Source organism: Kitasatospora sp. NPDC022785 (assembly GCF_055561295.1).
The window spans coordinates 45,410-71,777 of sequence record NZ_JBVHHB010000009.1; the positions used below are offsets into that span (position 1 = coordinate 45,410).

General features: G+C 72.9%; 26 protein-coding genes and 4 pseudogenes. 22 read left to right on the top strand and 8 right to left on the bottom strand.

The features are described 5' to 3' along the window. Positions 1-3 precede the first annotated feature (3 nt). Together ACZ3YO_RS16605 and ACZ3YO_RS16610 are read left to right on the top strand one after the other, a co-directional pair. On the top strand, positions 4-546 hold the full coding sequence (locus ACZ3YO_RS16605) for a potassium channel family protein (RefSeq protein ID WP_465569691.1): 543 nt from the start codon (positions 4-6) through the stop codon (positions 544-546). Between the two features lie 2 nt (positions 547-548). Then, a complete protein-coding gene (locus ACZ3YO_RS16610) occupies positions 549-1,196 on the top strand; it encodes a GAP family protein (RefSeq protein ID WP_465569693.1) in 648 nt (215 codons plus the stop codon). Positions 1,197-1,301: 105 nt separating this feature from the next. On the opposite strand, the gene ACZ3YO_RS16615 is transcribed toward ACZ3YO_RS16610, so the two are convergent. The 3 genes from ACZ3YO_RS16615 to ACZ3YO_RS16625 form a co-directional block, all read right to left on the bottom strand. Further along, positions 1,302-1,733, bottom strand: coding sequence for a DUF7144 family membrane protein (locus ACZ3YO_RS16615; RefSeq protein WP_465569695.1), 432 nt, complete (start codon positions 1,731-1,733; stop codon positions 1,302-1,304). Between the two features lie 904 nt (positions 1,734-2,637). Continuing rightward, positions 2,638-2,820: a hypothetical protein gene (locus ACZ3YO_RS16620; protein WP_396320346.1), complete on the bottom strand. Its 183-nt coding sequence runs from the start codon at positions 2,818-2,820 to the stop codon at positions 2,638-2,640. A gap of 1 nt (position 2,821) precedes the next feature. Continuing rightward, positions 2,822-3,268: a DUF6325 family protein gene (locus ACZ3YO_RS16625; RefSeq protein ID WP_465569697.1), complete on the bottom strand. Its 447-nt coding sequence runs from the start codon at positions 3,266-3,268 to the stop codon at positions 2,822-2,824. Between the two features lie 832 nt (positions 3,269-4,100). Between ACZ3YO_RS16625 and ACZ3YO_RS16630 the strand changes: the two genes are divergently transcribed. The 5 genes from ACZ3YO_RS16630 (at position 4,101) to ACZ3YO_RS16650 (ending at position 10,597) form a co-directional block, all read left to right on the top strand. After that, positions 4,101-6,455 carry an arylsulfatase gene (locus ACZ3YO_RS16630; RefSeq protein ID WP_465569699.1) on the top strand — a complete coding sequence of 785 codons (2,355 nt, stop codon included), beginning with the start codon at positions 4,101-4,103 and terminating at the stop codon, positions 6,453-6,455. Positions 6,456-6,483: 28 nt separating this feature from the next. Continuing rightward, positions 6,484-7,017, top strand: a complete 534-nt coding sequence (locus ACZ3YO_RS16635) for a DUF1269 domain-containing protein (RefSeq protein WP_465569701.1) — start codon at positions 6,484-6,486, stop codon at positions 7,015-7,017. A 100-nt stretch (positions 7,018-7,117) separates the two neighbouring features. Continuing rightward, positions 7,118-7,384, top strand: a complete 267-nt coding sequence (locus ACZ3YO_RS16640) for a hypothetical protein (RefSeq protein WP_465569703.1) — start codon at positions 7,118-7,120, stop codon at positions 7,382-7,384. A 466-nt stretch (positions 7,385-7,850) separates the two neighbouring features. Continuing rightward, positions 7,851-9,788: an ATP-binding cassette domain-containing protein gene (locus ACZ3YO_RS16645; protein ID WP_465569705.1), complete on the top strand. Its 1,938-nt coding sequence runs from the start codon at positions 7,851-7,853 to the stop codon at positions 9,786-9,788. Positions 9,789-9,913: 125 nt separating this feature from the next. Continuing rightward, positions 9,914-10,597: a hypothetical protein gene (locus ACZ3YO_RS16650; protein WP_465569707.1), complete on the top strand. Its 684-nt coding sequence runs from the start codon at positions 9,914-9,916 to the stop codon at positions 10,595-10,597. A gap of 37 nt (positions 10,598-10,634) precedes the next feature. On the opposite strand, the gene ACZ3YO_RS16655 is transcribed toward ACZ3YO_RS16650, so the two are convergent. Then, positions 10,635-11,636 carry a hypothetical protein gene (locus tag ACZ3YO_RS16655; RefSeq protein ID WP_465569709.1) on the bottom strand — a complete coding sequence of 334 codons (1,002 nt, stop codon included), beginning with the start codon at positions 11,634-11,636 and terminating at the stop codon, positions 10,635-10,637. Positions 11,637-11,721: 85 nt separating this feature from the next. Here ACZ3YO_RS16655 and ACZ3YO_RS16660 point away from each other — a divergent pair, with 85 nt between their 5' ends. After that, positions 11,722-11,994 (top strand): hypothetical protein, encoded by a 273-nt coding sequence (locus ACZ3YO_RS16660; RefSeq protein ID WP_465552538.1) that lies wholly within the window; start codon positions 11,722-11,724, stop codon positions 11,992-11,994. 121 nt (positions 11,995-12,115) lie between these two features. Continuing rightward, positions 12,116-12,352, top strand: a pseudogene (locus ACZ3YO_RS16665) (alpha/beta fold hydrolase); the annotation flags it as partial. Between the two features lie 65 nt (positions 12,353-12,417). Here ACZ3YO_RS16665 and ACZ3YO_RS16670 read toward each other — a convergent pair. Further along, on the bottom strand, positions 12,418-13,464 hold the full coding sequence (locus ACZ3YO_RS16670) for a GlxA family transcriptional regulator (protein WP_465569712.1): 1,047 nt from the start codon (positions 13,462-13,464) through the stop codon (positions 12,418-12,420). A 127-nt stretch (positions 13,465-13,591) separates the two neighbouring features. Between ACZ3YO_RS16670 and ACZ3YO_RS16675 the strand changes: the two genes are divergently transcribed. Further along, entirely contained in the window at positions 13,592-14,515 is a 924-nt protein-coding gene (locus ACZ3YO_RS16675) for an NADP-dependent oxidoreductase (protein ID WP_465569714.1), read from the top strand. A 272-nt stretch (positions 14,516-14,787) separates the two neighbouring features. After that, a complete protein-coding gene (locus tag ACZ3YO_RS16680; RefSeq protein ID WP_465569716.1) occupies positions 14,788-15,750 on the top strand; it encodes a formylglycine-generating enzyme family protein in 963 nt (320 codons plus the stop codon). A 50-nt stretch (positions 15,751-15,800) separates the two neighbouring features. Here ACZ3YO_RS16680 and ACZ3YO_RS16685 read toward each other — a convergent pair whose 3' ends face one another. Next, complete coding sequence (locus tag ACZ3YO_RS16685) at positions 15,801-17,405, bottom strand: FAD-binding oxidoreductase (RefSeq protein ID WP_465569718.1); 1,605 nt, start codon at positions 17,403-17,405, stop codon at positions 15,801-15,803. Between the two features lie 68 nt (positions 17,406-17,473). Between ACZ3YO_RS16685 and ACZ3YO_RS16690 the strand changes: the two genes are divergently transcribed. The 7 genes from ACZ3YO_RS16690 (at position 17,474) to ACZ3YO_RS16720 (ending at position 22,540) form a co-directional block, all read left to right on the top strand. Next, the gene (locus ACZ3YO_RS16690) at positions 17,474-18,127 is read left to right on the top strand and encodes a TetR/AcrR family transcriptional regulator (protein ID WP_465569720.1); all 654 of its coding nucleotides are present in this window, start codon (positions 17,474-17,476) and stop codon (positions 18,125-18,127) included. A 136-nt stretch (positions 18,128-18,263) separates the two neighbouring features. Further along, positions 18,264-18,494, top strand: coding sequence for a hypothetical protein (locus ACZ3YO_RS16695; RefSeq protein ID WP_465569722.1), 231 nt, complete (start codon positions 18,264-18,266; stop codon positions 18,492-18,494). Between the two features lie 440 nt (positions 18,495-18,934). After that, entirely contained in the window at positions 18,935-19,273 is a 339-nt protein-coding gene (locus tag ACZ3YO_RS16700) for a carboxymuconolactone decarboxylase family protein (protein WP_465569724.1), read from the top strand. A 536-nt stretch (positions 19,274-19,809) separates the two neighbouring features. Further along, a complete protein-coding gene (locus ACZ3YO_RS16705) occupies positions 19,810-20,214 on the top strand; it encodes an SHOCT domain-containing protein (RefSeq protein ID WP_465552520.1) in 405 nt (134 codons plus the stop codon). Between the two features lie 420 nt (positions 20,215-20,634). Further along, positions 20,635-20,763, top strand: coding sequence for a hypothetical protein (locus ACZ3YO_RS16710; RefSeq protein ID WP_465569726.1), 129 nt, complete (start codon positions 20,635-20,637; stop codon positions 20,761-20,763). Further along, on the top strand, positions 20,756-22,144 hold the full coding sequence (locus ACZ3YO_RS16715; protein WP_465569728.1) for an MFS transporter: 1,389 nt from the start codon (positions 20,756-20,758) through the stop codon (positions 22,142-22,144). Before ACZ3YO_RS16710 ends, ACZ3YO_RS16715 begins: the two co-directional genes overlap by 8 nt. 222 nt (positions 22,145-22,366) lie before the next feature. After that, entirely contained in the window at positions 22,367-22,540 is a 174-nt protein-coding gene (locus ACZ3YO_RS16720; RefSeq protein ID WP_465569730.1) for a hypothetical protein, read from the top strand. A gap of 177 nt (positions 22,541-22,717) precedes the next feature. Here ACZ3YO_RS16720 and ACZ3YO_RS16725 read toward each other — a convergent pair whose 3' ends face one another. Beyond that, positions 22,718-23,842 carry an MFS transporter gene (locus ACZ3YO_RS16725; RefSeq protein ID WP_465569732.1) on the bottom strand — a complete coding sequence of 375 codons (1,125 nt, stop codon included), beginning with the start codon at positions 23,840-23,842 and terminating at the stop codon, positions 22,718-22,720. 11 nt (positions 23,843-23,853) lie between these two features. Between ACZ3YO_RS16725 and ACZ3YO_RS16730 the strand changes: the two are divergent. Further along, positions 23,854-24,129 (top strand): annotated as a pseudogene (locus ACZ3YO_RS16730) (Tn3 family transposase); the annotation flags it as partial. 13 nt (positions 24,130-24,142) lie between these two features. Continuing rightward, positions 24,143-24,408, top strand: a pseudogene (locus tag ACZ3YO_RS16735) (class I SAM-dependent methyltransferase); the annotation flags it as partial. 280 nt (positions 24,409-24,688) lie between these two features. Here the strand turns inward: ACZ3YO_RS16735 and ACZ3YO_RS16740 are convergent. Then, a complete protein-coding gene (locus ACZ3YO_RS16740) occupies positions 24,689-25,951 on the bottom strand; it encodes an MFS transporter (RefSeq protein WP_465569734.1) in 1,263 nt (420 codons plus the stop codon). Positions 25,952-26,054: 103 nt separating this feature from the next. Between ACZ3YO_RS16740 and ACZ3YO_RS16745 the strand changes: the two are divergent. Both ACZ3YO_RS16745 and ACZ3YO_RS16750 read left to right on the top strand, forming a co-directional pair. Then, positions 26,055-26,153 (top strand): annotated as a pseudogene (locus ACZ3YO_RS16745) (winged helix-turn-helix transcriptional regulator); the annotation flags it as partial. Positions 26,154-26,232: 79 nt separating this feature from the next. Next, the gene (locus ACZ3YO_RS16750; protein WP_465570135.1) at positions 26,233-26,364 is read left to right on the top strand and encodes a hypothetical protein; all 132 of its coding nucleotides are present in this window, start codon (positions 26,233-26,235) and stop codon (positions 26,362-26,364) included. The last annotated feature ends 4 nt before the right edge of the window (positions 26,365-26,368 follow it).

Here is a 26,368-nt window from a genome sequence, read left to right on the forward strand (position 1 = left end):
CTGGTGACCACCGCCGGCCTGCTGACGGCCTACTACCTGATCCCCATGGACAAGCCCTACCGCGCCGCGACGGTGCTGGGGCTCGTCCTCGGTCTGGTGGCGGTGTCCGCCCTCCTCGCCTGGCAGACACGGTCGGTCAGCCGTTCCCCGTACCCGAGGCTGCGGGCCGTCGAGGCGCTCGCGACCGTGTTCCCCCTGCTCATCCTGCTGTTCGCCACGAGCTACTTTCTCCTGGAGAGGAGCCAAGCGGGATCCTTCACCGAGTCCTTGTCCCGCACGGATGCCGTGTACTTCACGGTCACGGTCTTCTCCACCGTGGGCTTCGGTGACATCGCCCCCAAAACGGAAGCGGCAAGGAGCACGGTGGTGCTGCAGATGCTCGCGGACGTGCTCCTGATCGGTGTCATCGCGCACGTCATGCTGGAGGCCGTGCGCAGGGGCCTCGACCGGCGTGTGCAGCCCGGCGGGCCGCAGCAGGAGACCGGCCGGCCCGGGTCGGACGGACCGGGTGACCCGGCAGACGGTGACCTCGGGAAAGGTGGCTGACGATGATCCTTGAGCTCATTGTGATCGGTCTGGGAATCACGCTCGAGCCGCTCCCGCTCATCGCGTTCGTCCTGCTGCTCTCCGCCGAGCAGGGGGTCCGCAAGGGGCTGGCCTTCATCCTTGCCTGGCTGGCGTGCCTGGTCGTGGTGATCGCCGCGGTGCTGCTGTTGACCGGTGGTCAGCCTCCGGACAGGAACTCGGCTTCGTCGACGGCCGCCTTGGTGGTCAAGTTGGCGGTGGGCATCGGCCTGATCGCGTACGGCGAGCACAAGCGGCGCCGCGTCAAGGCACCGCACGAGCGGAAGACCCCCAAGTGGCAGAGACACCTGGACCAGGCCAATTCCTGGTCGGCGGCAGGACTCGCGGTACTGCTCCAGCCCTGGGGGCTGGTGGCCGCCGGTGCGGCCGCCGTGGTCCAGGCGAACCTGTCCGACTCCGCCACCTGGTTCGCCCTGTTCGCCTTCTGCGTCGTGGCGGCCTCGAGTCAGCTGGCGATGGAGCTCTACACCGTGTTCGCCCCGAGCGCCGCCGAGGTCAGACTGGAGCAGCTGCGTCGGTGGATCGTCGACCACCAGGATCCGGCCATCGTCGTGCTCTCGCTCCTGGTCGGCTTCTGGTTGGTGGGCCAGAGCCTCTCGCAGCTGGTGTGACCCGATGCCGAGCCTCGCACCGCTCGGAGGCTCGGCCGGTCGGCGCCTCACGGATGCCGGGGACGCAGCGCCGCCGGTCCCGCACAGCGGGCCGGCGGCAGTGGGTCAAGCCTGCAGCGATGTTCTGGTCGTTCCGGCGCAGAGAGCCCAGATCACGAAGACGTCGATGGCGATCAGCACGATGGCCCAGAACGGGTAGTAGGGCAGCCACAGGAAGTTCGCGATCATCGCCAACCCGGCCACGACGACGCCGACGGCACGTGCCCAGACGGCACCGGTGAAGAGGGCCGCACCGGCCAGAACGATGATGATGCCCAGGATGAGGTGGATCCAGCCCCAGCCGGTGGTGTTCATCTGGTAGGTGTAGCTGCGGGTGACGACGATCAGGTCGTCCTTGGCGATGGCGGCGATCCCCTCGAATATCGCCATCGCGCCGCCGAAGATCATGAGCACTGCGGCAAAGACGGTCCAACCGGTTGCGAACGGCCTTGGCGAAACCTGGGTATCCGTCGGCGTTCCGCTGACATTGCTGGCCATGTTCGGGCTCCTTCGAGAACAGCCTTGTCGCCGGATCGGGCGACCTGGTCGGAGACTCCGTATCCAGGCTGCCACGGCGGCAGTCAGGCAGCACCTCCGCGACCGCCCCGCGCCCTTTCCGCTGGGGCCCGTCCCGCGGTAGCAGCCGTCGAGGGTCGTGGGCGGCCGCGGCCCCTGCCTGTGAGGCGGCCCGGGAAGCGAGGGATCCTGTGTTTCGGACTGTCCGTCAGAACTACGAAGAAATAACCGAGTTGACTGACAGTCACAGGCTGTGGGCGGCCGGTCCGACACGCGGGGAATGGAGCGGGGGCGACCTGGACTCCTGCGGTTACCGGGAAACGGAGAAGCCGCGCCCACGACGCGAAACACCCCCTGCTGATGCACCCCGGGCCGCCGGACCGGGGACCGGCGCGTCGGGGCCGCCCATGCTCTCGGCGCTCTCGGCGCCGCCGGCCGCGCAGTCCGGCGCGCCCCCTGCCGGTCCGCGGCCTGTCCGGCTGGACGGCGGCTGGTTCCGCAGGGGCAGCGATGACGCGCTCGCCCGCCCCGTGGGCGGCGAGGGGCCGGTGCGACGGGTCCGGGTCAGCCCGATCGCCATTGATGCGCACCGCGTCGGCAGCGCCCGCTTCGTCTCGTACACGGCCGCCACCGGGCAGGTCTCGGCGAGCTCGCGGCGCATCCGGTGGCGGACGTCGCCCCGGAACGGCGCCGTCGCGTATGTCACCCGGGCCGGCCGGCGGCCGCCGACGGAGGCCGACATGGGAGGACGTCGCCCGCGGCGGGCTCGGGCAACAGCCCTTCCCGTCGGGCGACGTGCCCCGTGGAGGTCTTCCCCCCGTTGATCGCAGCGGGCAGCCCGATTCGCCCGGTCTCCTGCCGTGGTACTCGGCCAGTGAGGCCCGGATCAGCGCCGGTCCCGGCGGTCCTCCCGGCGGTCCTGACGGTCGTCCCGGCGGTCCTCGCGCCGGTCGCTGCGGCGGTCGACCCCGTGGGCGACGACCGCTGCCGTGCCGACGACAGCCGCTGTACGAGCGACGGGGGCGCCGATCACCCCGCGTCGTCCTCTGCGCATGGGTCCGAGGGGCATCTCACTCTCCTTCCTCGTCGGCTTCGATCGAGGCCAGGATGGCCTGGATCGGAATGCGTCCGTTGGCGATGAGCTGGGCCCCGGAGCGGCGTGCGGCGGCGGCGAAGGGTCCCGCCCACGTGTTCTCCCAGACCAGCACTCCGGCTGTCGTGCCGGGCTCCATGGCGGCGGCCAGGTTGATGACGTCCTCCTCGGCGAGCAGGCCGGCCAACTGTGCCTCTGCCGCGCGCAGTTCGCTGACGCCTTCGAGGTCGTTGACCTCCAGGACGTCCAGCTCGCCGCCCGGCCCCTTCGTCAGGATGACCAGGTCCAGGACCCGGATGGTCCCCGAGGTGACCAGCTTGTCGAGCTCTGCGGCCATTTCGCCGGTGAAGTGCGAGGTAGCGGGCGGAAACTCGACGACGAGGTAGTCGACCGGTCCCAGTTCGTCGTTGTCGGGTGATGTCATATCTGCGCCTCCGTTGTCTCGTCGTCCGTGGGCGGACCTCGGCGATGGGGGAGATGCCGCAAAGACCGCCGCAGCGCCGGCGAAGACCACCGCAACGGCGGCGGGCGCCGTCCATCCGGTCACCAGGAGTCTTCGGGAACTCTCGGCCGTACAGGAGTCTTCGGGAACTCTCGGCCGTACAGGAGTCTTCGGGAACTCTCGGCCGTCGTCCGCACCCATGGAGGTGCCGGCCGGGCCGGACTCATTGACAGCCTCGCACGGTCGCCGAGGGCCCGCATCCCGGCCGAAGTCCCAGCCTGCATGCGGCAGATGCCGTTTCGTTCCGCGTCGGGACCGGCGACTCGTCCCTCCGAATCCGCGCCGTCGGGCGGACGGAATGGTCCCGGCGGACAATGAGGAAGTCGCCGTCATCGCCGGCGACGACATCTCCGGTTGCCACGCCCGCTGTTGAGCCGGACGCCAGGCCCTCCCCGACCCCGAGCAGGGCGCCGCGCGGGCGGAAGGCGGACCGGCGACGTCGGCTTCCCGCACCTCGGTACCGGAGTCAGCGGGGACGCTCCGGTCAGGGGAGAACGAGATGCCCGCCTCGTCGAGAACCCAACGCCGCAGGCAACGACGGAACAAGGGCAGAGAGCGACACAAGAGCATCAGAACTCAGCCGTCCGGAGCCGGTCACGGTTCAGCCGACGCCGACACCGGTTGCAGGGACTCACGGGATTGTCCTCCCTGGCCCCGGCGACCCTGACGCTGATGGTTGTGAACGGGAAGTAGGACAACGATGAGCGAGCTTGACCGTACGAAGCTTCCGATACGCAGGCTGCCGTTCCAGGGAGTGAGCAACAGAACCCTCGACGGATCGGTGCCGGACTGGAACCTCATCGGGCATCCGGAGCCTCCGGAGGGGGCCCCGAACGTCCTGGTGGTGCTGATCGACGACGCCGGCTTCGGCAACCCGAGCACGTTCGGCGGTCCCATCAACACCCCGCGCTTCACCCGGATGGCCGAGGCGGGGTTGCGGTACAACCGGTTCCACCTCACGGCGCTGTGCTCCCCGACGCGAGCGGCCCTGCTCACCGGGCGCAACAGCCACACGGTCGGATTCGGCTCGATCGGCGAGTTCTCCAGCGGCTTCCCCGGCTACACGGCGATCGTGCCGCGGGACTGCACGCCATGGCCGAGGGTCCTGGCGGAGAACGGATACAGCACCGCGGCGTTCGGCAAGTGGCACCTGACCCCCGACGGCGACCAGGGGCCGGCCGGGCCGTTCACGCGCTGGCCGAACGGGTGGGGCTTCGACTACTTCTACGGTTTCCTGGGCGGTGACGCGGGCCAGTGGGACCCGTGCCTCGCGGAGAACCAGAAGATCATCGGCACTCCGGCAAGCTTCTACGACAAGGAGAACCCGTACTACCTGCCGGACGACATGGCCGACAAGACCATCGAGTGGCTCCACGGTGTCCGGGCGCAGGACGCCCGCAAACCCTTCTTCGCCTACTTCGCCACCGGGTGCAGCCACGCCCCGCACCACGTGGCCTCCGAATGGGCGGACAAGTATAAGGGCAAGTTCGACCAGGGCTGGGACCGGCTCCGGGAGGAGGTCTTCGCCCGGCAGAAGGAACTGGGCGTGGTCCCGGCGGACGCCGAACTGACAGCGCGCGACGAGGCCTTCCCCGCGTGGGACGACGTCTCCGACCGCCTGAAGGCCTACTACGCCCGCCAGATGGAGGTCTACGCGGGATTCTCGGAGAACGCCGATCACAACGTCGGCCGGGTCATCGACGCGATCGACGAACTCGGCGAGCTCGACAACACGCTGATCATCTGGATCTGGGGTGACAACGGGGCCAGCATGGAGGGCACCGTCACCGGCTCGTTCAACGAGATGACGATGCAGAACGGCATCCCGCTCAGCGACGAGATGCAGCTCCAACTGGCCGACCGCTACGGCGGCATCGAGGCCTGGGGCTCCCAGCTCATGGATCCGCACTACTCCGCGGCGTGGGCGTGGGCGGGCAACACTCCGTTCAAGTGGGGCAAGCAGGTCGGGTCCCACCTCGGCGGGACGCGGGACCCGATGGTCGTCCACTGGCCGGCGCGCATCACCGACCCCGGCACGCTGCGCTCGCAGTTCACCCACGTCATCGACATCGGTCCGACGATCCTGGACATCGCCGGGATCCCCGCCCCCACCCATGTCGACGGTATCGAGCAGGAGCCCCACCACGGTGTGACCTTCGCGGAGTCGCTGTCCGACGCGGCCGCGCCGGAACGGCACACGCAGCAGTACTTCGAGAGCATCGGCAACCGCGCCATGTACAAGGACGGTTGGTGGCTGGCGATGAAGACCGAGCGCATCCCGTGGGTGGTCACACCCCATGCGCTCAGGCCGTACGCGCCCGGCGTCTGGAATCCGGACGACGACCCGACCGAGCTGTACTACCTGCCGGACGACTTCAGCCAGGCGCACGACCTCGCCGCGGATCACCCCGAGAAGGTGAGGGAGTTGAGGGAGCTCTTCTGGCAGGAGGCGGAGCGGTACAAGGTGCTCCCCCTGCTCGCCACGCTGTCCGCGTTCTTCGGCATCCTCCCGCCACGGCCGGATCTGGACCACTTCGAGTACCGGGGAGACGTCCAGAACGTCATGTCGGGGATGATCCCGCGCATCTACAACCACTCGTACACGATCAGCGCCGACCTGGTCGTCCCGCCGGAGGGAGTCGAAGGCGTGATCGTGGCCGAGGCCGACCACCTGGGCGGGTTCTCGCTCTTCGTCCAGGACGGCAGACTCACCCACACCTACTCGATGATGGGCGTGTTCGTCTACCGGCAGCAGGCCGAAGTGCAGCTGCCGGCGGGTGAGGTGAGCGTGCGCATGGAGTTCGTGGCCGACGCGCCCAAGCCCGCCACCGGCGGGCAGGTCACCCTGCTGATCGACGGCAAGACCGTCGCCACCGGCCGCATGGACCACACCGTCCCGATCCGCTTCTCCGCCTACGCGGGCATGGACATCGGCCGTGACAACGGCGGAGTCGTCGACCTCAGCTACGAGGACAAGAAGCCCTTCGCCTTCACCGGCACCGTCAAGAAGGTCACCTTCGACATCGAGTCGCACCAGTCGGCCGAGGACGAGGACACGCTGCACACGGCTGCCCACCACGGGCACGCCGGGCACGGACTCGCCGGGTGAGGCACGTTCGCGGAGCAGAGGAGGACCGATGAAGTTCGACGACGAGACCATTGACGTGCTGATCGGCGGCTACATGTCCAAGGAAGCCGCCCGGGAGGACTACGAGGCGGTCCTGGCCAGCGGCGGCTACCTGCACGGTGCGGTGGTCGTGAGCAAGGACCTCAACGGCGACCTGTCGGTGGAGGAGACCGACCACATGGTTCGCGAGGGCGCGGCGGGCCTGGGCGCCGTCGGGTTCGTGGTCGGGCTGTTCGCGCCACCGCTGCTGGCCGCGACCGCGGTCGGCGCGGTGATCGGCGCCGGGGCCGGCAAACTGGTCCACCACAAGACGGCCGCCAAACTGGAGGAGCAGGTGGGGGCCACCATCCCGCTCGGTGGCGCGGGACTGATCGTCGCCTTCCCGCGCTCGGCGGCCGGGAAGGTCGAACCGGCCGTGACCCGCGCCGTCAAGAAGGCGGTCGGCGAGGCCGAGGGGCACCACGTGCAGGCCCTGAAGGGTGCGATCGCCGAGGCGCAGCAGAAGATGGCCGAGCCGGACACCGACAGTCCGGGGAGTGCGTGACAGCAGACGCTGGTGGCCGATCGGGCGACCGGCCGGCCCCCGGTCCCGTCGAAGGCGACCGACCGCGGGATCGGCGTATCACTACCGTGTAGGAGAGGGCATGGCAACGCTTCCTCACCGTCCGCAGACGGCACGACATGATCTGGGTGCGGCGCTGGCCGCGGTGGAGACGGCGTACGAGCGCCTGATGGCCGCTCCCCGGCCCGACCCCGACTTCCTGCTCGATCTCCAGTGTCGAGCACGTGAACTGACCGACGTGGCCCTGCACCTGTCCGACCAGGTGCCGCACGCGCGGCACGCGCGGATCCGGCGTCGCTGCGTGGGCGCCGACCGCGGCGTCCGGTGGATCCTGCGGCACAGTCACTGACCAACCGCTCGCCGGTCTGTCCCCGCAGGTCCGGCGTCCGGACGTACACGACGACCGCAGGGCCTACCTCGGCCCGCCCCGCCGGCAGACGGCGGGGCGGGCCGGCGCCGTCGAAACCGGCGGCCCGCCCCGTCACACCGGGTACGCGGCACGCCGACCTCGCCCTCCGGGGGCACCCCCGCGTGCTGCCAGCAGCCGCAAGGGCGAGCGGCGATGTCCACCAACTCGCCGACCGGGACACGGGTTTGCTCACATCGAGTGAGCCCCCCGGGACACGCCCGGCGGGCGGGCGAGCCACTGCCAGGATCAGCGGCGCACCGCGACCCCAGCCCTTCCGGACGGCTCCCCAGGGAGCCGGTCCGCCACCCCCGCACGCCCCGCGCCGGGCCTTCGCCCGGCCACCCGGCACGGCGGTCAGGGCTGCCCGCGTGCAGCACGGACGTGTCAGGTCATTCGAGGAGCATGCGTGGTTGAGCAGCAGCAAAACGTGAAACCGGCCGGCGAGCAGCCGGGCGACGAGGCGGAGGAGGCCCGCTGGTCCTACCGCACGGACCGGATCGTGCAGGCCACCGCCAAGCTGTCGGCGTGGGCGATGATGCGGCGCCTGCCGCAGCTGGTGCGCCGCACTCTCAGGCTGGCATGGCGGGTGGACCGGCGGGCCACCGTCGTCCTGCTCGCCGGGCAGCTGATCTCCGGCGTGTTGGCGGCCCTGGCGCTCTGGGCGACCACCGGAGCGATCGGCGCGGTGATCGCGCCTGCCGGCGGTCCGGTCGTCGGCCGGCTCGGCGACGGCGCGTGGCCGGTGACGGTCCTGGCGGTGGCGGCCGCCGGCCGGGCGCTGCTGGGCACCGTCAGCGTCGCGATCTCCGAGCGGCTCTCGCCGAGGATCGCGCGCGAGGCGGAGCTGGAGCTGCTGGCCGTCTCGGTGGCCGCCGAGCTGGAGGCGTACGACCACGTCGGCTACGCCGAACGGTGGGACGCCGCCGACCGGGGAGCCGACTCCTCGCAGGAACTCCTCGGCGTGGCCCAGGAGATCATCGCCTCCGTCGTCACCCTCGCCGCGGCCGCCGGGGTGCTTGCCGCCCTGCACCCGGTGCTCGTGCCGTTCCTGGTCCTGGCGTCGATCCCGCAGGGCGTGGTGGCGGCCCGCTCCGCACGCATCCGCTACCTGATGGCCATCGAGAGCATGGACGACCGGCGCCTGCTGGGGATGCTGCGGTACTGCCTCTGCCACGACGACAACGCCGACCAGATCCGGTCCGACACCATGGCGGGCTTCCTCACCACCAAGTACCGCAAGGCCGGTGACCGCCTGGACGCCGCCACCGACCGGGCCGCCCACCGGGCCGCCCGCATCTCCTTCCTCGGCTCCCTGGCCACCGGCCTCGCCTCGGTCCTGGTCTGGGGCGCCCTCCTGGCACTCCTGGCCACCGGCCACGTCTCGGTGGCGGCCGCCGGGACGGCCGTCTTCGCGCTGCGCACCGCCGGGTCCGGGCTTCAGGGCATCGTCGGCGGCGGCACCCGGCTCTACCGGCTCGGTCTGTACCTGCGGGACTTCGACGACTTCGTGGCCGAGGCCGGCGGGCACGCGATGCGCCGTGGCACGGCCGAGCCCGCCGCCCCGCGCCGGGTCGCGGCGCGGAAGGTCTCGTACACCTATCCCGGGGCCGACCGACCCACGCTGGACGGCCTGGACCTGGAGATCCGCCAGGGCGAGATCGTCGCCCTGATCGGTGAGAACGGCTCCGGGAAGAGCACCCTGCTACGGCTGCTGTCCGGCCTGACCCTGCCGAGCGGCGGTGCCGTGACCTGGGACGACGTGCCGACCCAGGAGATGGACCCGCACGCCCTGTGGGAGCGGGTCGCACTCGTGCCGCAGCAGTTCTCCCGCTGGCCGCTCACCCTCGGCGAGAACATCCACCTCGGCCACGTCGACCGGACCGGCGGGCAGGAGCTGGTGGAGCGCGCCGCCGCACTGGCGGGCGCCGACGAGGTCGCGGCCACGCTGCGCTCCCGGTACAACACCCTGCTGGCCCGCGCGTTCTGGGGCGGCGAGTGGCTGTCCGGCGGCCAGTTCCAGCGGGTGGCCGTCGCCCGCGCCTTCTACCGCTCCCTGCGCGCCCCGGGCCTGCTCGTCCTGGACGAACCGACCTCCGACCTCGACCCGCGGGCGGAGCACCGCATCTTCCACAACCTGCGGACCCTGGCGGCCGGGCGCGCCACGATCCTGGTCACCCACAACCTCGACAACGCCGTCCTCGCGGACCGCATCGTCGTCATGCGCGGCGGCCGGGTCGCCGAGGAAGGAACCTTCGCCGAACTCGCCTCCGGGAGCGGGCTGTTCCGCGAACTCCTCGATCTCAAGCGTGACCGCGACCGCAGGCTTCCCGGCCAGCGCCGGTAGCCCCGGCCCCTCCCGTCGGCCCCGGCCACGCCGCCGGGGCCGACGGCACCCGTCCCCCGACTCCACGGTCGGAAGGACACACCGGCGGGATGACAGGGACCGACCGGTGCGGAAGGATTCGTTCAGTGAGTTCGCCCTTCATGGAACACGGCCAGCACCCCGCCGTATGGGTCGGTGCGGCGATCCCGAGCCCCCTGATGGCCGCGCTCGGAAAACGCGGCGGGATCCCGCACACCGTGCGCGGGGAGATCGGCCGCCAGCTCGAAGGCGGTGTCTCGCCGCAGCGGCTCCGGGACCGTGTCGAACGACGCTGGTTCCTGCGGTACTCGCACCTGACGGGTGAGGCGCTGCTCTCCCGTGCCGACGAGATCGCCCTGGAGCTGGTCCTGCCGCCGCAGTGCCCGCGCGGGGTGTGTGAGGACGGCTGGCTGTTGGACGACACGGGGAGCTGCCCCGAGTGTCTGCCCAACGCGACGGTGGTCGATGTTGCCGGCAACGTCTCCGACGGCCGTCAGGCGGGACCGGAGACGTACAGGCGTGCCGCCGCGGCCGTGCGGGCGCGGATGCGCAGCGGGCATCGGTCCCTGCACGCGGCGGAGGATCGGGCCCGGACGGAGCGGCACGAGCACGGGCGCCGTGTCCCGGTGACGATGCAGTGCGCCGGATGCCGGCAGAACGCCGTTCCGGCGCTTCGCTGGCAAGGGCGTCCGTACTGCCGTCCCTGTCTGGACTCGTGCCGGGCCTGCGCGGCGATCCAGCCGGTGGCGACGCTGAGCGCGGAACACCTCTGCGCGGCGTGCAGCGGCTGACCGCCGCGCCAAGGCACCCACAGGTGACGGATGGTGGTCAGTCCACGTTTTCGCGGCCGTCGGCCTCCAGCTCGCGCAGCCGCTGGTCCGCCTGCCGGGCCGACTCCCGCGCCGACTCGGCCTGCTTGCCGGCCGCGTGAGCCGCATCCTGGGCGGCCCGCGTCCGTTCCTCGGCGCGCGCGAGATCGTTCTGGGCGCGGGTGTCGCGCGCCTGGGCCTCGGTGAGCGCGGCGCGGGCGTGCTCGGCTTCCACCGCTGCCCGTCGGCGGGCCGCCTCGGCGTCGGCGAGCGCGCGCGCTGCGTCGTCGAGGTGGCCTGCGGCGTCGTCCGCGGCTCGCCGGGCCGCGGCTGCCGCCTCCCGGGCCCGTTCCTGGTCGCGTAGCCGCTCTCGTCGGGCCGCCTCCCGGGCCGCGGACCGTTCCTTCGCCCCGGCGGCCGCCTCGGGCGAGGGCGCCGCGCGGTGCCCGGGTGCCGGCCCGCGCAGCGACACGGGAGCCTTCCGAGCGCCGTCGTGTGGACCGCCCGGCGCGTCCGGCTCTTCGGCCTCCGGCGCAGCGCCCGGCCAGAGCACCGGTTCCAACGGGGCGGTCAGCCGGCCCGCGGCGAGGGCCTGCCCGGCATCCCGATCGGCTAGCGCGGCACTCAGCGTTCGATCGAGGTCGGCGACGGCTGCTGCGCCGAGCGGATGGCCGGCCGCCGCCGTGTCCCGTTCCGCCTGCTCGGTCAGCGCCCGCACCAGACGGCGGCGCTGCTCGGCGAGGGCGCGCAGTTGCTCCCCGGCGAGGTGCTCCTGGGCGTCCCGTAGGGCCTGGCCGAGCTCCAGCAGCTGCTCGACCAGGTCGCTGTGGCGGTGCGCGAGAAGGTTCGCGGCCCATGCGGCCTGGGCGGGGCGGTGCAGCGCGCGGACCCGCTTGGCGAGCTGCGGGTGGCTCTTCCTGAGCTCGGTAGCGCGCTGGTTGCGGGCCGCGGTGAAGTCGGCCGGGGCGAGGAGGTAGAGCTCGTCGGCGGTCGCCTCGAAGGTGGGCTCACTGGTGGTCATCGTCTCGGACTGTACGGGCGCCGGGGCGGTTGCGCGCGGTCGGCCGCGGGGGCCCGTTGTCGGTGGTGGCCGGGATGCTGGGGGTATGGACGACGATGCGCTGATGCGGGGCCGGGTGTACGGGGCGGACCATGACGATCCGGATCCGGGGCCGCGGCGAGGGCGTGTGTACCGGGAGCTGGTGGCAGGCCCGCTCGACGGGCTGTTGCTCGACGTCACCGGCTGGAGCCGGCACGAGCTCGAGGACGGTGCGGCGCTGGTCACCGAGATCGGCGCCCACGGCGCGGGCGGGCGCGCCCACTACGGGCCCCGGCCGGGCAGCGACCGGTACTGGGACTGGGAGGGCGACAGCGCCTGAGGTCTGACCGGCCGGAAGGCCGCCGCCCGATGGCGGCCCGGAGCAGGTGCGGATTCGGGTGGGCGCCGGCGTTGCCTGAGCGGGTGTTCGCGGAGTTGATCGTGCACGCGCCTGCCGGTCACGACCCCTGAGACCGGACCTGCCGTCACCACCTTCGATCCCTCGGGGCTCCGCCGGGATCCCGGCGGTGCTGGTCCACGGCCGGCACGACATGGGCAGCCCGGTCCAGACGGCGTGGGAGCTGGCGAAGGCGTGGCCGGACGCGCGGCTCCACATCTTCGAGGACTCGGGGCACGTCGGAAGCGACGCGATGGGAAAGGCGGTCCGGGAGGCGATCGAGGAGTTCAAGAAGCGCTGATCCTCGGGGCGCGTTCGTGCAGGCCCCACGTGAGACCTCCGGGCCCCGCGGCACGTGGCGCGGCGTCAGGCGGGCGCGGGGGCCGGGTCGTGGGGGCTGAAGGTGCGGCGGTAGGCGGCGGGCGAGACCCCGAACGCCGTCCTCATGTGCGTGCGCAGGGAGTTCGCGGAGCCGAGGCCGGCCCGGTGGGCGACCAGGTCGATCGACAGGTCGGTGGTCTCCAGCAACTGCTTGGCCAGCTCCAGGCGCTGCGCGGTGAGCCACTGCACCGGGGTCATGCCGGCCTCGTCGCGGAAGCGCCGGGTGAAGGAGCGCAGGCTCATCCGGGCGTGTTCGGCGAGCCGGGTGAGGGGCAGCGGCTCGCCGAGGTGCTCCAGGGCCCAGGCGCGGGTGGCGGTGGTGCTGGCGACGGTGGGTTCGGGGACCGGGCGGTCGATGTACTGGGCCTGTCCGCCGTCGCGCCACGGCGGCACGACGCACATGCGGGCGGCCCGGTTGGCGACCGCCGCGCCGTGGTCGCGGCGGATCATGTGCAGGCACAGGTCGACGCCGGCGGCCACGCCGGCGGAGGTGAGCACGTCGCCGTCGTCCACGAAGAGGACCTCCTCGTCGACCCTCACCTTGGGGTAGGCCGCGCGGAACTCCGGGGCCAGGTTCCAGTGGGTGGTGGCCGGCCGGTCGTCGAGCAGCCCGGCTGCGGCGAGCACGTAGGAGCCGGAGCAGATGGACACCAGCCGGGTGCCGGGCCGGATGCCGGCGATGGCCGCGCCGACCTCGGGGGGCAGGGGGCCGCCGCGGCCCAGCTCGGGCATGGCGTGCGTGGGCGGCAGGATCACGGTGTCCGCGGCGGCCAGGGCCTCGGGGCCGGCGGCCGGCTGCACGGTGAAGCCTGCGTCGCTGAGGACGGGTGCGCCGTCGGCGGTGCAGACGACGACGTCATAGAGCGGGCGGCCCTCGGTGTCCTGCGCACTGCCGAAGACCCGGGAGGGGATCCCCAGCTCGAAGGGCGGGACCCCGGGCAGGGCGAGCACGGCGATCCGGTGCCGCCGTGGTGGCGCCCCGGCCGCCCCGTCCCGCTCGCTCTCCGTCACTGCCACCTGGACTCCACCCATGGCCAAATCCTGTCACATAGTGGCCAAACGGCCAACACCGTGGCGGGCCGGGATGCCGGATCGTGGACTGCGTCGCCCGGGAACCCCGCGGCGTACGGATCGAAACGGACGACGGAGGCGGAACAGCATGCGAGCGGTGGTCGTGGAGCAGTGGGGCGGGCCGGAGAACCTGGTCGAGCGCGAGGTCGAGCGCCCCGAGCCGGGGCTGAACGAGGTCCTGGTGCGCGTGCACGCGGCCGGAGTGAACCCGGTGGACTGGAAGACCCGGGCCGGCGGCGGCCTCATCGAGTGGGGCGCCGTGCCGGCGGTCGGCTGGGACGTCTCCGGCACGGTCGAGGCCGTCGGACCCGGCGTGGGGATGTTCCGCCCCGGCGACGAGGTCTTCGGGATGCCGCTGTTCCCGCGCCAGGCGGGCGGATACGCCGAGTACGTGGTGGCGCCGGCCCGGCACCTCGCCCCCAAGCCCGCGGGCCTGACGCACGTGGAGGCGGCGGCGCTGCCGCTGGCCGCGCTGACCGCCTGGCAGGCCCTGGTGGACACGGCCGACGTGCGCCCCGGGGAGCGGGTGCTGGTACACGCGGCGGCCGGCGGGGTCGGCCACTTCGCGGTGCAGATCGCCAAGGCCCGCGGCGCGTACGTCATCGGCACGGCCAGCGCCGGCAAGCACGGGCTGGTGCGGGAGCTGGGCGCGGACGAGGTGGTCGACTACCGCGCCGTGCGGTTCGAGGACGTTGTGTCCGACATCGACGTGGTGCTGGACGGGCTCGGCGGCGAGACGGCCGAGCGCTCCCTGAAGGTGCTCCGGGCCGGCGGCCGGCTGATCACCCTGCCGGGGCCCGACGACGTTCCCGCCGCCCAGGACGGGGTGCGGGCCGTGTGGGTCCTGGTCGAGCCGGACCACCTGGGCCTGCGGGAGATCGCGGCCCTGGTGGAGCGGGGCGCGCTGAAGCCCGTGGTCGAGACGGTCCTGCCGCTGGCGGAGGCCGCGAAGGCGCACGGGATCGGCGAGCAGGGCCGCACCACCGGCAAGATCGTCCTGACGGTCGCCTGAGCCGAGGCGGCGGGCGGACGCCGCCCCGGGCGCCCCGTTGCCGCTCGTCGGCCGGGTGGTCCGCGACCGACCCGGCGGGGGCCGGCCGCTCCGCCCGGCCCCGGTGCCTGCCCCGGCGCGGCCGACAGGCGGGCGGTCTCCGCTCGTGCGCGCCCCGTTGCCGCTCGTCGGCCGGGGACGGGCGAGCGGCGGCGGGTCAGCCCTCGGACGGGTGTGTTCCCCCGGGTGTGTCGTCGGGGCGGCCCGGTCGGGGTTGGTGCACCGTCGATGTCATGACGACGACTGCACAGGGCTCGCTCGTGGAGCCGGCCCGCGGTATGGCGTGGATCCCGGGCGGTGGCTTTCTGATGGGATCCGAGGATTTCTATCCGGAGGAACGGCCGGTGCACCCGGTTTCGGTCGACGGGTTCTGGATGGACGAGCACCCGGTCACGGTGGCCGCGTTCCGGCGCTTCGTGAAGGCGACCGGCTACGTCACCGTGGCGGAGCGTCCTCTCGATGCGGCCGACTACCCCGCCGCCGATCCGGCCGGGCTCGTCCCCGGGTCGCTGGTCTTCCGGATGGCCTCCGGGCCCGTCGACCTGGATGACTGGCGGCGGTGGTGGCACTACGTCCCGGGCGCGTCCTGGCGCCACCCGCACGGTGCCGGCAGCACCCTGAACGGGCGCGAGCGGCACCCGGTCACCCAGGTCGCCCACGAGGACGCCCGCGCCTACGCGGACTGGGCCGGCAAGGACCTGCCGACGGAGGCGGAGTGGGAGTTCGCCGCCCGGGGCGGCCTCGACTCGGCCGTCTTCCCCTGGGGCGACGTCGTCGCACCCAGAGGCCGTCGGATGGCGAACACCTGGCACGGCCGCTTCCCGTGGGAGTACCTGCCCGCCGGGAAGACCAACCCCGCCCCCGGCACCACCCCGGTCGGCTCCTACCCGCCCAACGGCTACGGCCTGTACGACATGGCCGGCAACGTCTGGGAATGGACCACGGACCACTACACCACCCGCCATCGAGACCCCGCGCCCAGCGCCTGCTGCGCGCCGCGCAACCCCCGCGTCGACGCCCCGCCCGCGGCCGGCCCCGGCGGGTCGCTGCCGGAGCGGTTTCCACGACGGGTGATCAAGGGCGGGTCGCACTTGTGTGCGCCGAACTACTGCCTGCGTTACCGGCCCGCGGCCCGGCAGGGGCAGAGCGAGGACACCGCGACCTGCCACCTGGGTTTCCGCTGCGTCGTCCGCTGACGTCCACCCACCCGGTCAGCCCGTGCACGGCCGCATCGGCCGCCGTCCCGTCAGTCGAGCAGGACGCCCGGGTTGAGGATGCGGTGGGGGTCCAGGGCGTCCTTGGCGGCGCGCAGGGCCAGCGCGAAGGGCTCCGGCCGCTGGCGGTCGTAGCCCGGGCGGTGGTCGCGGCCGACGGCGTGGTGGTGGGTGATGGTCGCGCGGTGGCGGTGCAGGACGTCGGTGGCGACGGCCTTGATGTCGTCCCAGACCTCGACCTCCTCGCCCGGCCGGCCGGCGACGGCCACGGTGAAGTAGGGGGCGGCGCCGTCGGGATAGACGTGGGTGAGGCGGCAGTTGACGGTGGCCGGGTGTCCGGTGGCCTTGAGGGCGGCGGCGCCGACCTCGGCGCGGACGGCGTCGATCAGGGCGGGGATCCTGTCCCAGGTGGCGGCGGTCTCGAAGGTCTCGACGACGGCGCCCATGCGGGCCAGGCCGTCGCGCAGGTAGGGCATGCGCAGGAAGGCCGAGCGCCAGGCACCCACGGCCGCATCGGCCGGGGCGTCGCCCTCCGCCGCGGCCGCCCCGCCACGGCCGCCGTGGGCGCGGGCCAGCTCCAGGGCGCTCGCGAGCCGGTCGGCGACGCGGGCGGTGGCGGACTCGAAGCCCAGCACCAGGACGGCGGAGCCGTCGTGCGAGGCGCCGGACAGCAGCGCCTCGCCGGGGTCGAGCAGGCGGCAGTTGGCCGGGGCGAGGTCGGACTGCGCGATGGCGCGCACCGCGTCCAGCGCACGGTGGAGGTCGGCGAAGGCCACCGAGGTCGAGGCCCTGTGCCGGGGGCGTTCCTGCAGGCGCATCCAGGCCTCGGTGATGACGCCGAGCGCGCCTTCCGATCCGAGGAACAGGCGGTCGGGCGACGGTCCGGCGCCGGATGCGGGCAGCCGCCAGGACGCGCCGGTTCCCGCGGGCGTGACCACGCGCAGGGACTGGACGAAGTCGTCGATGCGGGTACGGCCGGTGGCGTAGTGGCCGCCGGCCCGGGTGGCCAGCCAGCCGCCGAGGGTGGAGAACTCGAAGCTCTGCGGGAAGTGGCGCAGGGTGAGGCCGTGGGGCCGCAGCTGCGCCTCCAGTACGGGGCCGAGCGCGCCGGCCTGGATGCGGGCCGAACGGCCGGCGGTGTCGACCTCCAGGACCCGGTCCATGGAGGTGAGGTCGAGCGACAGCACGGCGCGGTGGGCGTCGCCGCGGTACTCGACCCCGCCGACGACCGAGGAGCCGCCGCCGAAGGGGATGACGGCGACGTCCTGCTCGCCGGCCCAGTCCAGCAGGTCGGCCACCTGCCGGTCGTCGGCCGGGCGGGCGACCAGGTCGGGGATCCGGCCGGGCCGGCCGCGCAGCGCCCGGATGACGTCGCGGTAGGCCTTGCCCATCGCGTGCGCGGCGCGCGCCTCGGGGTCGGCGGTGACCAGGTGCGCCAGGGCCGGCGGGGGTGTCGCGCGGGGCCGGGCGACGGTCAGGTCGGCGACCCGGGGGACCGGCAGTGGGCGGGCCAGGGTGCCCGGCAACAGCGCTCCCAGCGCGGCGCACTCCGCGTCGCCGGGGTGGGCGTCGGCGTAGCCCCAGCCCCACCAGGACCGGGGACGGGAGGTGCCGGGGACGGGCGGGGCGACAGGCATGAGTGTGCTCCCAGCAGGGTCCAGGTAACTTACCCAACAGAAAGTTACCCTAGGGTAATATCAGGCCCATGACAACACCTCCTTCCAAGGCCGGCACCAAGGGTGTGCCGAGGGCCGAGCGAGAACGACAGGTCCTGGCCGCGGCCACCGAGGAGTTCGGCCGCCGCGGCTACGAGGCCACCACCGTGGCCGCCGTCGCCGCCCGCGTGGGCGTCACCAAACCGCTCCTGCACCAGTACTTCGGCAGCAAGCAGAACCTCTACCTCGCCTGCCTGGACCCGGTCGGCGACCGGCTGCTGGACGCCGTCCGCACCGCGATGGCCGAACACCCCGCAGGCGCACCGCCCACCTCCCTGCGCGTGCTGAACGCCCTGTTCGGCGCCCTGGACGGACAACGCGAGGCATGGTTCGTCCTCTACGACGCCACACTGCCGCCCGGCAGCGACGCCGCCCACCGTGCGGCGCACTACCGCGACGCCATCGACGACCTCGCCGCGACCGGCACCTCCGACCTCCTGTACGCGGCCGGATCCGGCGACCCGCTCGACGCCGACGCCCTCAAGTACGCCTGGCGCGGCCTGTGCACCGCCCTGGTCCGCTGGTGGATCAACCACCCCGACCAGTCACCCGAGGCCATGACGCAGCGCTGCGCACGGCTCTTCGCCGCCGTCCGCTCCGTCGAGCCGGATGAAGCCGTCCACCCCGTCGGCGGGCGGAGCTGATGGGACCGATGGGCATGTCCTCCCGGGAGGTCCGCCTCCCGCTCGACCGGGGGTGACCCTGCCCCGAGAGGGGCGTGCCGTGGACCGGCCGGGCGATCGTTTCCGCCCAGCCTGTTCGGGCTGCGAGACTGGGATCATGACCCCAGACCGTCGCAGCCTCGGGCTGCCCGCATTCTCCGAGCCCGCCGCCGACGCGGCCGTGCCCGCCCAGTCCGGCGTTCGCCCGCCGCTGCCGGTCGCGCAGGGCGCCGACTTCCGCCAGCCGCCCGGCGAAACCGCGACCGACCCGGCCCCGGCCCCAGCCCCGGTCCGGCACCTGCTCGCCGCCGGCGGCCCGGCCTTCTCCGACCCGGCCCGGCAGATCTGACCGGCTCCCACACGGCTGCCCGGCAGGGGTAGGGGACTCTGGTCGCCTGGCATGTCCGCGGCCGGAAAATTGCAGGTCAAGGCCCTGTTCAAGGGCATCGAGCCGGTCTAGCATTCCGGTCACAGCAGCCCCACCACCCCCTCGACGGGCTGCTGAGCAGACCGGCTGCGCCTCCATACGGCCGGTACCCCCCCACGGCCGGGACCCCGGGGCGCCCCCCGTCCCCGCGGTCCCGGCCGACTGCACCTCCACCGATCACCCTCCACCGGCCTGACTCGCCCGGCCCGCCTCCCTCGGCCTCGGTTCCGGCCCCGCCACGGCTCTCCCGCGCGCGCGTCCCAGAAGCCTCCTACCGTGGAGGGGCAGCCCGGCCGGCGCCCGTCTGTCTGTTCCCGGCAGCGCCCCGGCGTCGGTGCCGAAGCACCAGGAGGCCCCTCACCATGTCCACCTCATCGGAAACGCCCGTCCTGGACACCCTCGCCGCCATGACCATCGACTCGATCGAGCGGTGCGGCCTGGCCCCGGACACGCTCATCCTCACCCGGATAGCCGCACTCGTAGCCTGTGACGCGCCCCCCATCTCGTACCTCGCCCACATCGATCCCGCCCTGCGGTCCGGCCTGACCGCCGAGAAGCTCCAGGACGTCCTGGTGGCGATCGCCCCCATCGTCGGCACCGCCCGCGTCATGACGGCGGCCGGCAACATCGCCGCGGCGCTCGGCGTCGCGATCGCCGTCGCCGACGCGGAGATCGAGGCCGCGATGGAGGCCGAGGGCTGACCCCGGCCGTCCGGCCCCGTCCGAAGGCGGCGTTCGGACCGGCCCCCGGCGATCCACGTCCACAGGCCATCGCCGTCTCCGGGGGCGGCTCCCAACCGCTCATTCGGTCCCGGTACGACAGGCTCCTGCCGTACCGGGGCTCCGGCGTGCCGGGACCTCGGCGCGCCGCCGGCCGTGGCCGGCCCTCCACCGAGCCGAGCGGATGCGTGAACCGGGGGCCGCGCGCAGCATGAGGACATGAGTGAGCGCACACCCGTGCCGCCCTCGGTGACGACGTCCGTTGCGGTCGCCGCCCCGATCGACCCGTTGCACGTCGGCCCCACCCGGCCCGACGCCGCCGCCGGAACCCGGATCCAGACGCTGCCCGGAAACGGCTGGTCCGCCCTCCTGCCCCCGCGCAGCGCGGAGCAGCCAATCCCCGGCACGACCTGGCACCCCGGCGAGGTCCAGCCCCCACCCCGGCTCCCACGCCGCACTCGACCTCAGCCCCACGACTCGGGGCGGCCCAGGCCGTTCCGGGACAGGAGATCAAAGCCATGAACCTCGCGGCCGACTACCCGCTGTTGAACGTCTTCTGGACCATTTTCTGGTTCATGCTGTGGATCCTCTGGTTCATGCTGCTGTTCCGGATCCTCATCGACCTCTTCCACGACGACTCGCTGAGCGGCTGGGCCAAGGGCGGCTGGGCCGTGTTCCTCGTCTTCCTGCCGTTCCTCGGCGTCTTCGTCTACCTCATCGCCCGCGGACGCGGCATGGGCGAGCGCGAACTGAACAAGGCGCAGAAGAGCGACGAACGGTTCCGCGCGTACGTTCGCGAGACCGCCGGCGCGCCGGGACAGCAATCCACGGCCGACCAGCTGGCAAAGCTCACCGAACTGCGCACCGCAGGCCAGATCACGGACGAGGAGTTCGCCCAGGCCAAAGCCAAGATCCTCTCCTGACTCCACTGCCGCCTTCCCCCGCGACCGGGCGGGCTGCAGGTGACGGCGGCAGCGGCGTCGGTCGGTCCGCAGCGTCGAGCCCGGGTGGCGGCCCGGGCCGACGTCGTCCCCGCGGCGACCGCCCTGCCCTGGTGCGAACGTGGTCGGAGCGTACGACCACCGGGAACGGGACTCGGCCAGGTGCCGACGGTGCGTTCGTCCGTTCGTCCGTTCGTCCCGTTCGTCCGTTCGTCCCGTTCGTTCCGTTCGCCCCGTCGGTCGCGGTGGTGGCCCGGGTCGGCCCGCCGCGGCCGCGCGGGCCCCGGGGGAGTCGAACGTGCGACGGCGGCGACCGAGGGCGGGTCGAAGCGGCAGCTCCGGCGCAACGTGTCCCGGCGCATGAACGCCGCGGGCGACCCTGATCGAACGAGGGAGACATCCATGAGGGCCTACCCGGCGATCGCCGGGCACGACGTCACCGGCGGTCTCCGTACCCCCGTGCCGGGCGCCGCGGCCATCGCCCTCGACGAGCACCTCGACACGGTGGAACGCGGCGGAGCCGATGGCTGACTCCGCCCCGGCACGCACGCCCGCCGCCCTGCGGCGGGTCGTCGCCCCGCTCGCCCTCGCCCAGTTCATCTGCAGCTTCGCCGGCTCGAACATGAACGTGATGATCAACGACATCAGCGACGACCTCGACACCACCGTGCAAGGCGTGCAGGTCGCCATCACCGTCTTCCTACTGGTGATGGCCGCCCTGATGATCCCCGGCGGCAAACTGACCGACCGCTACGGCCGCAAGCGGTGTCTGCTCACCGGCCTCGTCGTCTACGGCGCAGGCGCGCTCATCAGCGCCGCCGCGCCGGGCCTGGGCGTCCTCATCCTCGGCAACTCGATCCTCGAAGGCGTCGGAACGGCCCTGCTCATCCCGCCCGTCTACATCCTCACCACGCTGCTCTTCACCGAGACGACCTCACGTGCCCGCGCCTTCGGGACGATCATGGCGCTCGGCGGCATCGGCGCGGCGGCCGGCCCGCTGATCGGCGGGCTCATCACCTCGGCAATCAGCTGGCGGGCCGCGTTCGTGTTCCAGGCCCTGGTCATCGTCGTGATCATCATCCTCAGCCGCCGGATCCAGGACCCCCTCCCGCCGGACCCCACCCGTCCCTTCGACACCGTCGGCACCATCCTGTCCGCCGTCGGGCTCGTCCTCGTCGTCACCGGGATCCTGGCCGCCGACAACAACGTCTGGCTGATGCTCGCCCTGCTCGCCCTCGGCGCGCTCTTCCTGACCGGCTTCTTCCTGTGGGTCCGCGCCAGGGAACGGGCCGGCAAGGAACCGCTGCTGTCCACCAGCCTTTTCCGCAGCCGCGTCTCCAACCTCGGGCTGGTCACCCAGAACACCCAGTGGCTGCTCCTGATGGGCGTGTCCTTCACCGTGGCCTCCTACCTTCAGGTCGTCCGCGGCTACGACGCGATCCAGACCGGCGTGATCTTCACCGCGGCCACCCTCGGCATCCTCGCGTCCTCCCTCGCCGCCGAACGCCTCGCCGAACGGCACGCGCAGCGCACCCTCATCCTGACGGGCTTCCTCGGCACGATCGCCGGCATCGTCGTCCTGATCGTCGTGGTCGGCGGCTCACCCAGCCCCTGGGCCTTCGCCCCCGGGCTGCTCCTGATCGGCCTCGGCCTCGGTGTGATGCTCACCCCCTCGGTCAACATCGTCCAGTCGAGCTTCGCCGAAGACCGGCAGGGCGAGATCTCCGGCCTGTCCCGGAGCGTCTCGAACCTCGGCTCCTCCCTCGGCACCGCGGTCGCCGGCACCATCCTCGTCGCGGGCCTCACCAGCCACGCCTACGCCGCCGCCATGATCACCCTGGCCGCCGTCGGACTCATCGGCCTCACCGCCGCCGCACTCCTGCCGCACACCCCGGGCCCCGCAGGAGAGTGACGAGGGCCGGCAGGGCACGGCCGACCCGGGCGAGGCTGATCTCGGCGGTGCCGAGCACGCAGAGGTAGTGCTCCCAGTCGTTGGTCTCCCGGTAGCGGCGCGCCCAGACGTCCCGGCCCTTCGCCCACGCCCGTCACCACCCGGCGGAACGCGGCCGACAGCGTCACCGTCGACCTCCCGGTCTCCGGCACCAAGCTGCGCTGGTACCTCGACGGCAAGGAGGTGACGGCCCTGCGCGACCGCAAGACGATCGCCGTCTCCGACCTCGGCCCCATCGGCCCCAAGCCCGCGGCCCACGAGCTCAAGGCCGTTGCGAACGACCCCACCTCGGCCGTCGTCGACCCGGCCCTGACCCCGGCGCTGACCCGCAGCCTGGTCTGGAGCGTCACCCGCTGACCGGGGCGTGGACCCTCGCGTCCGGGCCGGACGGGAGGGTCCACGCCCATGACGGAGGGCGGCACCACGGGCCGGGGCCGAGGCCCGCTCACCGGCGTCGAAGCCCGCGCCGTCGTCGGACGCTGCGCCGGCGCCGGGGGACCGGGGCCGGACGAGGCCGGGGTCCGGGTCCGGTCGTCACGGGCGACCGTGCGCACCCGGTCCGGGCCCCAACCCCAGGCGCCGGGCGTCGTGTTCGGGGCGGATGGCGATGACGGCGAGCGCCCCCGCCACCGTCATCACGAGCGCGGCGACGAGGAAGGCGGTGCGGTAGCCCGCGCCGGGATCGCCCGCGGTGTCGAGGAGACGGCCGGTGAGGGAGGGGGCGAGGAGCCCGGGCAGGGTGCCGGTGGCGGCGACGATGCCGAAGAGGGCGCCGCGCTGGGCGGCGGGGACGACCTCGGCCGCGGTCATGTAGTGCAGGGGGACGGCGACGGCGACGGTCCCGAAGGCGAGCGCGATCAGGAGCACGCGGGGGAGGGTGGCGCCGGTGAGGGGGAAGGCGGCCATCGCGCATCCCGCCCCGCAGACCGCCATGCCCTGGGCCGCTCCGCTTGACCAACGGCTAGACACGCCCCGGGACTTGAGTGCGTCCATGAGTGGGGAGACGGTCAGCAGCAGGACGAGGCTGAAGGTGGAGACGGCGCTGATGGTGGTGGCGGCGGCCTCCGGGCTCATGCCGAGTTCGGTTCGCAGGTAGGCGGGCAGCCAGGCCTGGCTGAGGGAGAGGGCCCAGGCGGCCCCGAAGGCACTGGAGATGCTGCCGAGCACGGTGCCGGTGGTCAGCAGCCGGCGGTAGGGCAGCCGACGCGGGGCGGAGTCCGGCGTGCCGTCCGTGGCCGGGGCGGCGCGGGCGTGGTCGAAGGGGCCGTCCTGGCCGACGCGCCACCAGACCAGGCCCCAGAGCGCGCTGACGACGGCGAGGGCGGCGAAGGCCGAGCGCCAGCCGAATCCGGAGATGAGCCAGGTGAGCACGGGCGCCGCGACGAGCGTGCCGAGGGCGGCGCCGCCGATCTGCAGGGCCGAGGGCAGGCCGCGGCGGTGCGGGGGGAACCACTTGTACAGCGCGTGCATGGACATCGAGGCGGCGGGACCCTCCGCGGCGCCGAGGAGGGCGCGCCCCGCGATCAGTGCGGGCACGGTGGCGGCGAACAGGACGGGCAGCTGGGCGACGGCCCACAGCAGGGTCATGGCGAACAGGAGCGTCCGGCTGGAGATCCGGGTGGAGAGGAAGCCGACGAGGAGGCCGGAGAGGCTGAACAACAGGGAGAAGGAGCTGGAGACCAGGATACGGCGGGTTCGGGGCTCTGGCGTTCCGGCTGGTGTCCGACAACTACATCGCGCTGTTCTCCCACTTCATCCCGTGCGGGGTGTGGGAGGCGGTGTACTTGCTGGATAGGGGCTTCGCTGCCGGTGTTCGGCCTGGCCGCGCTCCTCGGATTCGACCTCCTTCCCGCATACGCAACTGGCACGACCTGAACTTCTACCGGCCGGACGCCAAGGTGCGGTACAAACACATCGACTCCCTGTGTGACGCCCCGGCGGCCTGGCTAGGTTGAACGCATGACTGATGCGGCGGGACGGGGCAAGCCGTCCGGGGTACGGGCCACAGCCGTGGGCGTGGCCCGGGTGAGGGCGATGGAGACGGCACGCGCGCAGCCGCTGTTCCGGGACCCGCTGGCGCTGGCCTTCTCCACGGCCGGCGGGAGAGGCCCCGGGACGCCGCCGCCCCCGCGCGCGCGGACGAGGCGGCGCGGCGCCGCTGGCTCGGTGTGGCCCCCTCGACCGTCATCCGGACGAAGTTCCTGGACGACCTGCTGGAGCGGGCGGTCTTGGCTCACCCAGCTCCAGCCCGAGTGGCGCCTGTGCCACGGTGCCCGTCCTGCGCCGGGCGCTCGGCTGGTACGTCCAACGCAGCATTGCCCTGCCCACGGCCCTGCGGGCGCTGCCGCCGGTCGGCTGACACCGGCTCGCAGGGTGGCGCCGGCCGGCCCGGTGCCACCCGCCGGCCTCCGGCCTCGATTACGACGACGCCGTCGAGGCCATCAAGGGCTCCGGCCGGCCCAAGTGATCTTCCTCAACTGCCGCCCTGAGGAGGCATGTTGGCGCTCAGGCCAGATCGCGCATGCGGCGGATCGGGCTGGCCAGGAGGATGGCCGGGCTCGCCACGGAGGCCAAGGCGAGCAGGAGGAGGGCCGTGCGGGGGCCGAAAGTCGAGGCGGCGGCGCCGGCGGCGAGGGCACCGACTGGGATGGTGCTCCAGGAGACGAAGCGCGCGGTGGCCATCACCCGCGGCAACAGCTCTGGCGGGGTCTGGGTCTGGCGGTGGGTGCGGGTGACGATGGCGGTGACCACGACGCCGCCGTAGAAGCCGGCGCTGCCGAGGGCGAAGACCAGCATCGCCCAGCCGGACTCGGCCAGGGGCAGGAGGAGGGCGAAGGCGCTGGCGATGACGGCCGACCAGCACAGCGCGCGCCCGCTGCCGATCCGGGCCACCAGGCGGGGGGTGAGGGAGGCGCCGATGACGCTGCCGACGCCGCCGGTGGCCATCAGGGCGCCGACCGCGGCGGCCGGAGCGTCGAGGGTGCGGACCAGGAAGACCGGGGTGAGCGTCATCAGCCCCCCGTAGACGATGTTCACCGCGGTGGCGCCGGCGACGCACGGCCTGATCACCGGATGCCGGGCGACGAACTGCCAGCCCTCGCGGATCTGCTCGCGGATACCAGGGCGTTGGGAGGCGACGGCTGACGGTTCAGGCTGTTCAGCACGGGGCAGGCTGCGCAGCAGTGTGGCCGAGGCGAGGTAGCTGACCGCGTCCAGCAGCATCGCCGCCGCTCCGCCCACGAGTTGCACCAGCACGCCGCCCAACGACGGCCCCGCCAGCTCAGTCGCGGCGACGCTGCCGGAGATCAGGCTGTTGCGGGAGGTGAGCTGCTCCTTGGCGACGATCGCGGGCAGGAAGGTTGAGTTGCCCACGTCGAAGAGGACGTTCGCGAGGCCAACCAGCAGCGCCACGACGATCAGCTGGGCAAGCCCGAGCACCCCGAGGGCCGCCGCCAGCGGCACCGAGGCGACAGCGGTGCCGCGGAGCAGGTCCATCGTGACCTGGACGCCGCGCAGCGGCAGCCGTTGGACCAGGACGCCGGCGGGCAGTCCGAGCAGCAGCCAGGCGACATAGGCGGCGGCCGTGATCAGACCGACCTGGAGCGCCGACGCATGCAGGGTGGCCACGGCGATCAGCGGCAGCGCCACCGCCGTCACCTGGTCACCGAGGCGGCTGACTGTCGAGGCGGTCCAGTAACGCCAGAACACACCCACGCGGTTGTCTCGTACCGCCTCTGCTGCCGCCGTATCCACCGTCTGTGTCGACACGTCCACCCCTTCGCAAGTCAATCTCTCTTGGGAACTCATAGGTGGCGGCCGTGCGCACACGGAAGGGGCGGACCCCGACTGCGCGGTCTCCCAGGCCCTGACCGTGGCCGGGGACGCCTGGACCCTGCCTCTGATCAGGAACGTCGCTGGTGGCACGCACCACTTCGACGCGCTGCAGAAGGGGCTCGGCACCACTCGCAAGGTCCTCGCCGGGCGCCTCAAAGCACTCGTCGCCGACGGCGTCCTGGACCAGGCGCGTCATAGTGCCGACCGGCCACCGGTTGCCCGCCCTGAACCTCGCCGCCGCCACCGGCGACCGCATCGACCCGGTCTTCACCGACCACGCCTGGACGGTGCCCTACTGCTATCCGGCCGCCTCCGGCCGTTCTTCCTGTTCAGAGGCTGCGTGGTGAGTGT

What these genes read in the sequence shown, in the direction of transcription:
- ACZ3YO_RS16610 (WP_465569693.1), top strand. Translation starts at nt 549, where the DNA reads ATGATCCTTGAGCTCATTGTGATCGGTCTGGGAATCACGCTCGAGCCG.
- ACZ3YO_RS16615 (WP_465569695.1), bottom strand. Translation starts at nt 1,733, where the DNA reads ATGGCCAGCAATGTCAGCGGAACGCCGACGGATACCCAGGTTTCGCCA.
- ACZ3YO_RS16620 (WP_396320346.1), bottom strand. Translation starts at nt 2,820, where the DNA reads ATGCCCCTCGGACCCATGCGCAGAGGACGACGCGGGGTGATCGGCGCC.
- ACZ3YO_RS16625 (WP_465569697.1), bottom strand. Translation starts at nt 3,268, where the DNA reads ATGACATCACCCGACAACGACGAACTGGGACCGGTCGACTACCTCGTC.
- ACZ3YO_RS16635 (WP_465569701.1), top strand. Translation starts at nt 6,484, where the DNA reads ATGAAGTTCGACGACGAGACCATTGACGTGCTGATCGGCGGCTACATG.
- ACZ3YO_RS16640 (WP_465569703.1), top strand. Translation starts at nt 7,118, where the DNA reads ATGGCAACGCTTCCTCACCGTCCGCAGACGGCACGACATGATCTGGGT.
- ACZ3YO_RS16655 (WP_465569709.1), bottom strand. Translation starts at nt 11,636, where the DNA reads ATGACCACCAGTGAGCCCACCTTCGAGGCGACCGCCGACGAGCTCTAC.
- ACZ3YO_RS16660 (WP_465552538.1), top strand. Translation starts at nt 11,722, where the DNA reads ATGGACGACGATGCGCTGATGCGGGGCCGGGTGTACGGGGCGGACCAT.
- ACZ3YO_RS16670 (WP_465569712.1), bottom strand. Translation starts at nt 13,464, where the DNA reads ATGGGTGGAGTCCAGGTGGCAGTGACGGAGAGCGAGCGGGACGGGGCG.
- ACZ3YO_RS16675 (WP_465569714.1), top strand. Translation starts at nt 13,592, where the DNA reads ATGCGAGCGGTGGTCGTGGAGCAGTGGGGCGGGCCGGAGAACCTGGTC.
- ACZ3YO_RS16680 (WP_465569716.1), top strand. Translation starts at nt 14,788, where the DNA reads ATGACGACGACTGCACAGGGCTCGCTCGTGGAGCCGGCCCGCGGTATG.
- ACZ3YO_RS16685 (WP_465569718.1), bottom strand. Translation starts at nt 17,405, where the DNA reads ATGCCTGTCGCCCCGCCCGTCCCCGGCACCTCCCGTCCCCGGTCCTGG.
- ACZ3YO_RS16690 (WP_465569720.1), top strand. Translation starts at nt 17,474, where the DNA reads ATGACAACACCTCCTTCCAAGGCCGGCACCAAGGGTGTGCCGAGGGCC.
- ACZ3YO_RS16695 (WP_465569722.1), top strand. Translation starts at nt 18,264, where the DNA reads ATGACCCCAGACCGTCGCAGCCTCGGGCTGCCCGCATTCTCCGAGCCC.
- ACZ3YO_RS16700 (WP_465569724.1), top strand. Translation starts at nt 18,935, where the DNA reads ATGTCCACCTCATCGGAAACGCCCGTCCTGGACACCCTCGCCGCCATG.
- ACZ3YO_RS16705 (WP_465552520.1), top strand. Translation starts at nt 19,810, where the DNA reads ATGAACCTCGCGGCCGACTACCCGCTGTTGAACGTCTTCTGGACCATT.
- ACZ3YO_RS16710 (WP_465569726.1), top strand. Translation starts at nt 20,635, where the DNA reads ATGAGGGCCTACCCGGCGATCGCCGGGCACGACGTCACCGGCGGTCTC.
- ACZ3YO_RS16715 (WP_465569728.1), top strand. Translation starts at nt 20,756, where the DNA reads ATGGCTGACTCCGCCCCGGCACGCACGCCCGCCGCCCTGCGGCGGGTC.